This is a genomic window from Halochromatium sp. (assembly GCF_046541315.1).
Lineage (GTDB): Bacteria > Pseudomonadota > Gammaproteobacteria > Chromatiales > Chromatiaceae > Lamprobacter.
Genome location: NZ_JBKHDN010000102.1, coordinates 1 through 9,490, shown reverse-complemented (window position 1 = coordinate 9,490; position 9,490 = coordinate 1). Strand labels below are relative to the sequence as shown.

Annotated in this window: 6 protein-coding genes and 1 pseudogene; 2 read left to right on the top strand and 5 right to left on the bottom strand. The window is 64.5% G+C overall.

Translation table 11 applies throughout. The features are described from left to right. Positions 1-456 (bottom strand): Eco57I restriction-modification methylase domain-containing protein (locus ACLFQI_RS08360; RefSeq protein ID WP_410758449.1); only part of this gene is annotated, 456 nt, incomplete at its 3' end. 163 nt (positions 457-619) lie between these two features. On the opposite strand from ACLFQI_RS08360, the gene ACLFQI_RS08355 reads away from it, so the two are divergent. Then, entirely contained in the window at positions 620-868 is a 249-nt protein-coding gene (locus ACLFQI_RS08355; RefSeq protein WP_410758448.1) for a hypothetical protein, read from the top strand. On the opposite strand, the gene ACLFQI_RS08350 is transcribed toward ACLFQI_RS08355, so the two are convergent. Beyond that, positions 865-1,155 (bottom strand): hypothetical protein, encoded by a 291-nt coding sequence (locus ACLFQI_RS08350; protein ID WP_410758447.1) that lies wholly within the window; start codon positions 1,153-1,155, stop codon positions 865-867. The two genes, ACLFQI_RS08355 and ACLFQI_RS08350, sit on opposite strands and share 4 nt — an antisense overlap. Before the next feature lie 260 nt (positions 1,156-1,415). Between ACLFQI_RS08350 and ACLFQI_RS08345 the strand changes: the two genes are divergently transcribed. Next, positions 1,416-3,959: a chemotaxis protein CheB gene (locus tag ACLFQI_RS08345; protein WP_410758446.1), complete on the top strand. Its 2,544-nt coding sequence runs from the start codon at positions 1,416-1,418 to the stop codon at positions 3,957-3,959. A gap of 55 nt (positions 3,960-4,014) precedes the next feature. On the opposite strand, the gene ligA is transcribed toward ACLFQI_RS08345, so the two are convergent. The 3 genes and pseudogenes from ligA to ACLFQI_RS08330 all read right to left on the bottom strand — a co-directional run. After that, positions 4,015-6,111, bottom strand: a complete 2,097-nt coding sequence (ligA, locus tag ACLFQI_RS08340) for an NAD-dependent DNA ligase LigA (RefSeq protein ID WP_410758445.1) — start codon at positions 6,109-6,111, stop codon at positions 4,015-4,017. Positions 6,112-6,190: 79 nt separating this feature from the next. Then, complete coding sequence (locus ACLFQI_RS08335; RefSeq protein WP_410758444.1) at positions 6,191-7,579, bottom strand: alpha-amylase family glycosyl hydrolase; 1,389 nt, start codon at positions 7,577-7,579, stop codon at positions 6,191-6,193. Positions 7,580-7,708: 129 nt separating this feature from the next. Beyond that, positions 7,709-9,490, bottom strand: a pseudogene (locus ACLFQI_RS08330) (hypothetical protein); the annotation flags it as partial.

Sequence of the window (9,490 nt, the reverse complement as noted above, 5' to 3'; positions counted from 1 at the left end):
TGCTGTTGCTGTTGCTGCGCTAGCGGCGGCGGTCGCAGCTTCCACTTGCCGCTGCGCAACGATGATGCAGGGGAAGGTATCGGCATCCTCGAAGATCGGCGCATGACCGAAGTCGAGGATCTCCTCGAGCCGTGCCTGCTCGCTGAACAGTCGCCGCAACGGCTCGCCATAGCCAGCGCGCATCCACTTGTTGGTGACGATGTAGGAGAGCTTGCCGTGCGGCGCGAGCAGGTTCAGCCCGCGCTCGTAGAAGTAGACGTAGAGATCGGCGACACCGCTGTAGCTGGCGTAGCACTGCGCCAGATAGGGCTTCAACGGCCCCAGGGCCTCCTGCCGCACATAGGGCGGATTGCCGATCACCACATCGAAACCGCCGCGAGCGAAGACCTCGGGGAAGGCCGCCTGCCAATCGAACGCGCGACTGTCCTCCGGCAGCTGCGCGAAGGCCTCGTGCAAGACATCTGGTGCGCTCGACCATGAAGCGGGTGATCAGCTCCGGGGTGTAGAAGATGCCGTCGCGCTTGCGCCTTGAGCGCTGCGGGTCGGCCCGGGCCTGATCAGGCTCGCCACGGATGCTGGCCCGGATCAGCTCCAGATCGGTGATCGACTGCTCGAAGATGTGGCCGAGGATGTTGACGTTGAGATCGGTCTCGAAGTCATAGCCGGCCAGGGCGGCGATGCCATCGAGATTGGCATCGGAGACCGACAACGCCTCCAGCTCCGGATCATGGGCGAACAGACCGCCGTTGTAGGCATTGATCCGCATCCGCGCATCGCCCTCGTCCACCGCGTTGAACAGTCCGCACAGCTGCTGCCAGCGCGAGACCTGCACGAAGCCCTCGGACTTGGCATTGAGCGCCTGGGTTAAGACATTGGCCGGTAACAGCCGGGTGTCTTCGCAGAAGCAGATGAACAGAGGATGTCGTCGGCGCTGACGATCTGGGCATAGCCGAGCAGGCCGCCGAAGATCTCAGTCAGGAACTGCCCTTGGAGCTGCTTTTCCTTGCTGGCGCTGAGGGCGTCGCTGCCAGCGCTATCGGCCCAGCGTTGGGCAATCTCAGTCTGGGTTGGGGCGCACGCGATGTGAGCGGCGTCCAGCGCCTCACCGAGTAAGCGGGCATTGAACAAGGGCTTGTAGTGATCCCTGGCTGGCATCAGGGGGGTCCTTATCGTGTGGTCACCTTGTGCGAAGTGTACGAGCCTTCGATAGCCGTCGTCCTGTACTGACCGCTTCGCGGGCGCCTCAGCATGCAGGATGTTAGGCTCGCCGCTTGATCCTGTGCGGAGGTTCGAGGCGAGTGGCGAGCAAAGAAGACAGCACTGCAGGTCACGCAGAGGCGTCGGCCAGCCCTGCGGATAATGCGGAGGCGCCGACGACGACAGCAGCGGATAACGATGCACATGAGACTCCGTCGGTGCCGGTGGTCGGCATTGGCGCTTCGGCGGGCGGTCTGGAAGCCTTCAAGGCCTTGCTGCAAGCGCTGCCGGAGGATACTGGCATGGCGTTCTTGCTGGTGCAGCATCTGGCGCCGACCCGCGAGAGTCTGCTGAGCGAGATCATGGCGCGTGAGACCAATCTGCCGGTGCAGGAGGCGGAAGACGGTGCCTGGATCGCGCCGAACCATATCTATGTGGCGCCCCCCGATCACAGCCTCGCAGTGAGCGCCGAGAGACTGCAGCTGACACAGGGCAGCAGTCGCAAGCGCGCCGGCAGTGACCATGGCGAGCTGCCGATCGATTTCATGCTGCGCTCGCTGGCCGATGAGATCGGACTGGCCGCGATTGGCGTCGTGCTCTCGGGCACAGCCTCCGATGGCACCCTGGGGCTCAAGGCGATCAAGGCCGCCGGCGGGATGACCTTTGCGCAGGACGAAGCCACTGCGCAGTATTTCGGGATGCCCGGTAACGCCATCGCCAGTGGCGCCGTGGATTTCGTGCTGCCACCAGCCGAGATCGCGCGGGAGCTGGCCCGGATTGCGCGTCACCCGTATTTGCTCGACCGCAGTGGCCAGATCGAGGAAGAAGAGGACCCGGGTGCGAGTACGGAGCAGATGCAACAGGTCTTCCGGCTGCTGCGCGCCCGAACCGGACACGATTTCAGCTACTACAAGCATGCCACCATCAAGCGCCGGCTCAAACGCCGGATGCTGCTCAGCAAGCTGGAGCGGTTCCGCGACTATCTGGAATATCTGCGGACCGAGCCGAGTGGGGTCGACGCGCTCTTTCACGATATCACGATCAATGTCACCGGCTTCTTCCGTGAGTCGAAGACCTTCGACGCCTTGCGTGAGTCGGTGCTGCCGGCGCTGCTCAAAGGACGCTCGGCGAATGAGACGCTGCGCATCTGGGTGCCCGGCTGCTCCACCGGCGAGGAGCCCTACTCGCTGGCCATGGTGCTGCTCGAAGCGCTCGGATCGCAGCCGAGCATCCCGGTCCAGATCTTTGGCACCGATATCGACGAGCAGGCCATCGAGCGTGCCCGCAGTGGCATCTATCCAAGCCGAATCAGCAGCGAGATCTCGCAAGGCCGGTTGAATCGCTTCTTCCATGAGGTCTCGGGCGGCTGGCAGATCAACAAGGCGGTTCGCGGCCTCTGTGTCTTCGCGCCGCACAATGTGACCAGCGATCCGCCCTTCTCGCGGCTCGATCTCATCTGTTGCCGCAACCTGATGATCTATCTCGGCAGCACGCTCCAGCGGCGGGTGCTGCAGATCTTCCACTCTGCGCTGAAGCCTAGCGGCTTTCTGCTGCTCGGCGCCTCGGAGGGGATTGGGGGCAGCTCCGATCTGTTCCGGCTCGAGGACAAGGAGGCCAAGAGCTACGCCAAGCAGTCGACGAACTCGACGCCGACCTATGAGTTTGCCCCTGCCCGGCGCGAGCTTGGTCGCGAGCCGCAAGGCGAGCCGCATGAGCCCGGCGGGCGATCCGAGTCCGAGATCAGACAGGAGGCCGACCGCGCCGTGCTCACGCTGTTTGGCCCACCGGGTGTCATCGTTACCCGCGATCTGACCGTCATCAGTTTCCGCGGTAAGACCGGGCGCTACCTCGAGCCCTTGCCAGGCACGGCGAGTCTGGATTTGGTCAAGCTGATTCGCCAGGAGATCCTGGTCGATCTGCGCAACCTGTTCAAGCGCGCGCTCCAGAGTGATGAGCCAGTCATCAAGACCGGGATTGAGCTCAAGGTGGATGGCCATGGAAGCGAGCTGAATCTGCGCGTCATCCCTTTAGCGAAGGACGGCCCAGAACGCTTCTATCTGATCCTGTTCGACGAACATCCGACCCAGGCGGCTCCGTCCGAGACCACCGCCGCCTTGGCCGCTGAAGGCGCACAGGACGATGCAGCGCCTGGCAGCGAGGCAAGCAACGCGAGGATCAGCAAGCTGGAAAAGGAGTTAGAGGAGACGCGCGAGTACATGCAGTCGATCATCGAGGATCAGGAGAGCACCAACGAGGAGCTGCAGTCCGCCAACGAGGAGGTGCAATCGACCAACGAGGAGCTGCAGAGCACCAACGAGGAGCTGGAGACCGCGAAGGAGGAGCTGCAGAGCACCAACGAAGAGCTTGTCACCGTCAACGACGAACTCGAGCATCGCAACAAGGAGCTGACGGACACCAACAACGACCTCCTCAACCTGCTGAGCAGTGTCAATCTGCCGATCCTGATGCTGGATCGCGAGCTGCGGGTGCGCCAGTTCACCCCGCGCGCCAAGCGGCTGTTCAATCTGATCGATGGCGATGTCGGCCGGCCGATTGGCAACCTCCGACCCAATCTCGACTTGCCGAGGCTCGAGGCGCTCGCGCATGAGGTGATGGAGAGCATGGCCGTCAAGCGGCTCGAGGCCGAAGGCGAGCACGGAAACACCCAGGATGTCACCTTGCGTCCCTACCGAACCCACGACCAGCGCATCGACGGGGTGGTGGTCACCATCTTTGATCGCGATTCTCCGGCGTCGGATTGAGAGGTGAGGCATCGCGTTACTGAGCTTCGCAGTCTGGCGACCCTAGTGTGCGGGCTCATCCCTGCTCTAACAACCGCTCGAATTGGGCTTCGTTAAGTGTCTCGATGCCGAGATCCTGGGCGCGCTCCGCTTTGCTGCCCGGATCTTTGCCCTTGACCACATAGTCGGTCGCGCTGCTGACGTCGGAGGTTGCGCGGCCGCCGCGCGCCTCGACGGCAGATTGTGCCTCGCGACGCGAGTAGTGCTCGAGCTCGCCGGTGAAGACGAAGGTCTTGCCTGAGAGGCTGTCACTGTCGTGAGCCTGGTCCGCCTCCTGATCGGCGGCATCCTCGACCTCGACCCCAGCGGTCCGCATCTTTTCGATCACCTCACGGTTGTCCTCGTTGTCGAAGAAGGCGATGACGGAGGCGGCGATCTCCGGGCCGATCTCAGGGGTGCGCTCGAGCGCCTCGCGATCGGCCTTGATCAGTGCGTCCAGACTGCCGAAGGTCCGAGCCAGCACAGCTGCCATGCGTCCTCCAACCTGGCGGATGCCAAGGGCATAGAGAAAGCATTGCAGCGACGGCTTGCGGGCGCGGTCGATGGCCTGCACCAGGTTGCGGGCCGCGGTGTCACCGAAGCCTTCCATTGCTGCGAGCTCGCCCTCGGCGAGCGGATAGAGATCGGCCAGGTCGTGCACCAGTCCGCGCTCGACCAGCTGCCGCGCGGTCTCTTCCCCGAGCCCGTCGATGTCTAAGGCGTCGCGGGAGGCGAAATGGGTGATGTGGCCAACCAGCTGCGCCTCGCAGGCGAGTCCGGCAGGGCAGCGATGATAGGCCCCGTTGCGAATGATCTCGGTGCTGCAGACCGGGCATTGCTCGGGCATCGTGAAGGGCTCGGCCCGTGTCTGCCCGGGCTGCTCGACGCGCTCGGCGATCTCCGGAATCACATCGCCGGCGCGGATGATCCGGACCTGGTCGCCGGGCCGGACATCTTTACGCTGCACCTCATCGGCGTTGTGCAACGTTGCGCGGCTGACAGTGACGCCACCGACATCGACCGGCTGCAGCAGTGCGATCGGCGTCAGGATGCCGGTGCGCCCGACCTGGACCGTGATCTCCTCGAGGGTCGTGATCTCTTCGCGCGGGGCGAACTTCCAGGCCAGGGCCCAGCGCGGGCTGCGGGAGCGCACGCCAAGCTGCTCCCGGCGAGCGCGGTCGTTGAGCTTGATCACGACCCCATCGATCTCATAGTCGAGCGCGTCGCGCTGGCCCTCGAGCTCAGCGTGATAGGCGCGCACGTCGTCGAGATCCTCGGCGCTGCGATTCAGCGGGCAGGTCTTGAGCCCCCAGTCAGGGAGCCGCTGCAAGAGCTCATGGTGGGTTGCCGGATGGGTTGCCGGATGGTCTGCTGGGGTCTCCCCGCCGTCGAGCTCGAGCAGCTCGTAGCAGAACAGGTCGAGCGGCCGGCCGGCAACCCGGTTCGGATCGAGCTGGCGCATCAGACCAGCCGCAGCATTACGCGGATTGGCAAAGGGCTCGTCGCCGCGCTGCACACGCTCGCGGTTCAGGGCGGTGAAGCCGGAGCGCGGCATGAAGATCTCGGCGCGCACCGCAAGGTATCGCGGCGCCTTGTGCAGCCGCATCGGCACGGCGGTGACCTGGCGGAGGTTATGGCTGATGTCCTCGCCGGTGGAACCGTCACCGCGGGTCGAGCCACTCGAGAACGCACCCTGGTCATAGATCAGCTCGACCGAAAGGCCATCGAACTTGGGCTCGAGGACAAGGGCGACCGGACCTTGGTCTTCATCGCCGGCATCGCGTTGCAGGCGATCGATAAAGGCGGCGACGGCCTCGGCGTCTTGCACGGACTCGAGACTGAGCATCGGTGCGCGGTGCTCGCGCTTGTCGAGTGCGCTGACCGGTTCGGCACCGACGCGCTGCGTGGGTGAGTTCTTATCTTGCAGCGATGGAAACTCGGCCTCCAGGGTCTGAAGCCGATCGAAGAGCTGGTCGTAGACCGCATCGGAGATCGCCGGCTCCGCCTTCACGTAGTACAGGTAGTCGTGATGGCGGATGCCCGCGCGCAGCGCCTCGACCTCTTCTGCTGCCTGGTCTCGGCTCAGGCCCTCGACCGGGCGAAAGTCGGTGCTCGGGTCATGCTTGAAGTCCATCGGCACCTCCAGTCTCTCATTTCGCTAGCCGCCGAATTTCTTCCTGCGACCGGCATGGGCCAACGCAAGGCCGATCGCGTCAGTGGTTGGCGATGAAGATGCGCAGACTCCTAGGCGGCAGATGGATCGCGGAGGTCGGGTTGTCTCCAGGTGCTGTGTCTGCGCTCGTATCCTCAGCCCCATCGTCGACTGCGTCGTTAGCCGCGTCGTTGGCTGCATCGCTGAAGGCGGGCGTGATCTCCTGCAGCTGATCCGCATCGCAGTCGAGGATCTCGATGAGGTGATCGCGGCTGCACTCTTGCCCGTCCTTGAAGCTCGGATTGATCAGCACGGCGCTGTGCTGGGCCTGCTGTGGCGATCGTCGCAGCAGGCCAACCACCGGCTCGTCGACTGCGGTGAAACGCTCCTGCGCACCCTCTTCGTTCAGTACCGGGATCTCGGCCTTCATGGCGTTGACCTGGGCGATGAAATCCCGGATGTCGAAGCTCGGCTCTTCCCAATGCTCGGGCCGGGTCTCGACCACATGCAGGCCCCGTCGGAAGCCGAGTTCATAGCCGATCGGCATCATCACGCCGGTCGAGAAGACGGCGGCGAAGAGGTACCAGAAACGCGACTCGCGGCTGTTGCCATCCGACTCATCAGCCAGTCGCGCGGTGTCGTGGCTCTCTGGAAAGGCGATGGATGGCGCCAGATCGCGGAAGGACTGGTACTGATCGAGCAGCCAGTCGGCGCTGAAATCCCACCATTTGGCGCTATTGAACAGATAGTCGAAGCCGGCCGGGCGCAACTGCTCGATGTCATCGGGCGGTGCGCCGAGGGTCTCGGCGAAGAATTGGGTCTCAGGCGCAGCCTCGCGGGCGCGCTCGATCAGCACCTGCCAGACCTTGCCGGGCAGCTGGTAGGCGGCATCGCAGCGAAAGCCGCGGAAGCCGAGATCGATGTAATGGCGGATGACCTCTGAGAAGAAGTCGATCATCGCCTCGCGCTCGGGCCGCTCGCTGTAGTCGAGCTGGGCCAGGTCCTCCCAGACGGTGACGATCTCGGGGTTGTCGAGATCGGTCGCCGAGGGCGAGTGCACCGAGCCGTCGTCGTCATGGACGTACCAGTCCGGATGCTCGGTGACCAGGTCGGAGTCGATCGCCGTATGGTTGACGACCAGATCCATCATCACTGAGATCCCGGCTTGGCTGGCGGCCTCGGTGAAGGCCTTGAGCCGCTCGTCGTTAGCGTCGTCGCTACTGTGGTCGCTGTCGGCGCGCAGTGCCGGGTGTACGGCATAGTAGTCCTTGACCGCGTAGAGGCTTCCCGACTGGCCTGGCAAGTGGAACGGGTTGACGAAGACCCAGTCGAAGCCCATCCGAGCGATCTCCGGCAGCCGCTCGGTCCAGCGCTCGATCGGACCGAGCAGTGTCGGAAACAGGTTGTAGATCCGCGGGCCTTGGGGGAAAGAGGGTTGCTTCGATGGCATCTGAGCTTGTCCTATCTGGCTTGGGCGATGGTTGTCGATACTGATGCGTCGCTACGCTGGCGGTCTCGCCTGAAAGACGACTGGTAATCGGTGATCGCGCGCTCGGCTCGTCATCACGCGATCGGTTGGTCACAGCGCGCTGGTCGTCAGCAGCCCGACTGGGAACCGGCGCAAGACCGTGCTGGCGCGAATAGCCTGACGCCCGTTGTGCTGCTCGGTCTCAAGCGGCCGGCCCAGCAACTGGCCCGGTCCCGCCTCCGTGCTGCGCTCCCTGCTGTCCTCTGAGTCGCTTTCTGGGCCGCGCTCGGTGCCGCCCTTTGCTCCGCTTAGGGCATCATCGAGCCGCGCGGCCGGGATCGAGATCCAGGTCTCGTCCCAAGCCGGATCCTGCAATGCATCGATGTAGCCGGTGCTTGAGCCGGCATCGTTGTGGTTGGTCGACGGTCCGTGGCTGGGGCCGGAATCGGGGGCGGAAGGCTCGCCGACCGTCTGTTCACTGGCTTCGCCGCGATCGGTCACGGCCAGCTCGGTCAGACCCCCGAGCAGCCGTGGGGCGATGACCACCACCGACTGTCCTTGATGGCTGCGGCTGAAGGCGCAAAGGCGATGTGCATGCGGGCCCTCGACGGTCAGTGGCGAATATTCACCCTCGACAAAGAGCTCGGGCATCTGCTCACGCAGCAGCAGCGCGCGGCGGATCAGGTACAGCTTGGCGCGGCCGTCGCTGAGGGTGTTGTCCAGTGCCTGTGAGCGCAGTGGCTGTGGGAGACCTTCCGCTGTCTCGCCGGCATCATCGATGGCAGCAAGCCGATCGAGCTCACTGAGCCAACGCCGGCGGCGCTCGAAATCCACCGGGCGGCGATTGTCGGGGTCGACCAGGCTGAAGTCCCACAGCTCGCAGCCCTGATAGATGTCCGGCAGCCCGGGCGAGGTCAGCCGCAGCAGGGTCTGAGAGAGGCTGTTGAGCAGCCCGAGCTGGGCGACGCGCTGCTGGAAGGGGATGAAATCCTCGAAGAAGGCACTGCTGCGCTCGCGATCGAGTACGGCGTCGATAAAGGCCTCCAGCGCCGCCTCGTAATCGGCATTGGCGTTGGTCCAGGCGGTATGGACCTTGGCCTCCTTGACCGCCTTGCTCATGTAGGCCTGGATGCGCTCGCGAAGCTGTTGCCAGCCTTGGTCGTCGGGTGTCCGCAGGGGCCAGACACCGAGCAGGGTCTGATAGAACAGGTACTCGGTGTTGGCATCGGGCCAGGTCACCGCCTCGGCGTCGAGGGGGTCACGGCCCTCGCCGCTGCGGCGATAGCGTCGATTCAGCCGCGCCCAGCGCTCAACGTGCTCGCGCCAGGCGTGCGGCAGCTCGGAGAGGACGTGCAGACGCGAGCGCAGATCCTCGGAGCGCTTGCTGTCGTGGGTCGAGCCGGCCAGCATCGCCTGCGGCCATTGCGCTTGGCGTCGCTCGTTGGCGCGGTGGAAGCTCTCGAGCGAGAGTCCGAAGCGCTCAGGGTTGCCGCCGACCTCGTTGAGCGAGCTCAGACGGTGCCAGCGATAGAAACTGGTGTCTTCGACGCCCTTGGCGGTGACCGGACTGCTGTACTGCTGGAGCTTCATCGCCAGGCGCAGCACGCGCTCCCGGTACGGTTCTGGCTTGCCGGCGGCGATGTCGGTCAGCAGCAGGTCGCGGACGAATTCAAACACCGACTGATCCGGCATCTGGCTGCGTCGCCGGGCCTCCGAGACCGCCTTCAGCACCTGATTGCGATCCGCGGTGGAGACGCCCTGATCGGTGATGTAGGTGCGATAGACCGGAAAGCAGGCGACGATCTCCATCAGCGCACTGCGCAGCGCATCGAGGGTGTAATCGCGGGTATGCGGGTCCATCTCGGCGATGCGAGCGGCCTCGCTCGCGAGCAC

Coding starts and splice junctions, on each gene's coding strand:
- ACLFQI_RS08350 (WP_410758447.1), bottom strand. CDS start 1,155: ATGCCAGCCAGGGATCACTACAAGCCCTTGTTCAATGCCCGCTTACTC.
- ligA (WP_410758445.1), bottom strand. CDS start 6,111: ATGGACTTCAAGCATGACCCGAGCACCGACTTTCGCCCGGTCGAGGGC.
- ACLFQI_RS08335 (WP_410758444.1), bottom strand. CDS start 7,579: ATGCCATCGAAGCAACCCTCTTTCCCCCAAGGCCCGCGGATCTACAAC.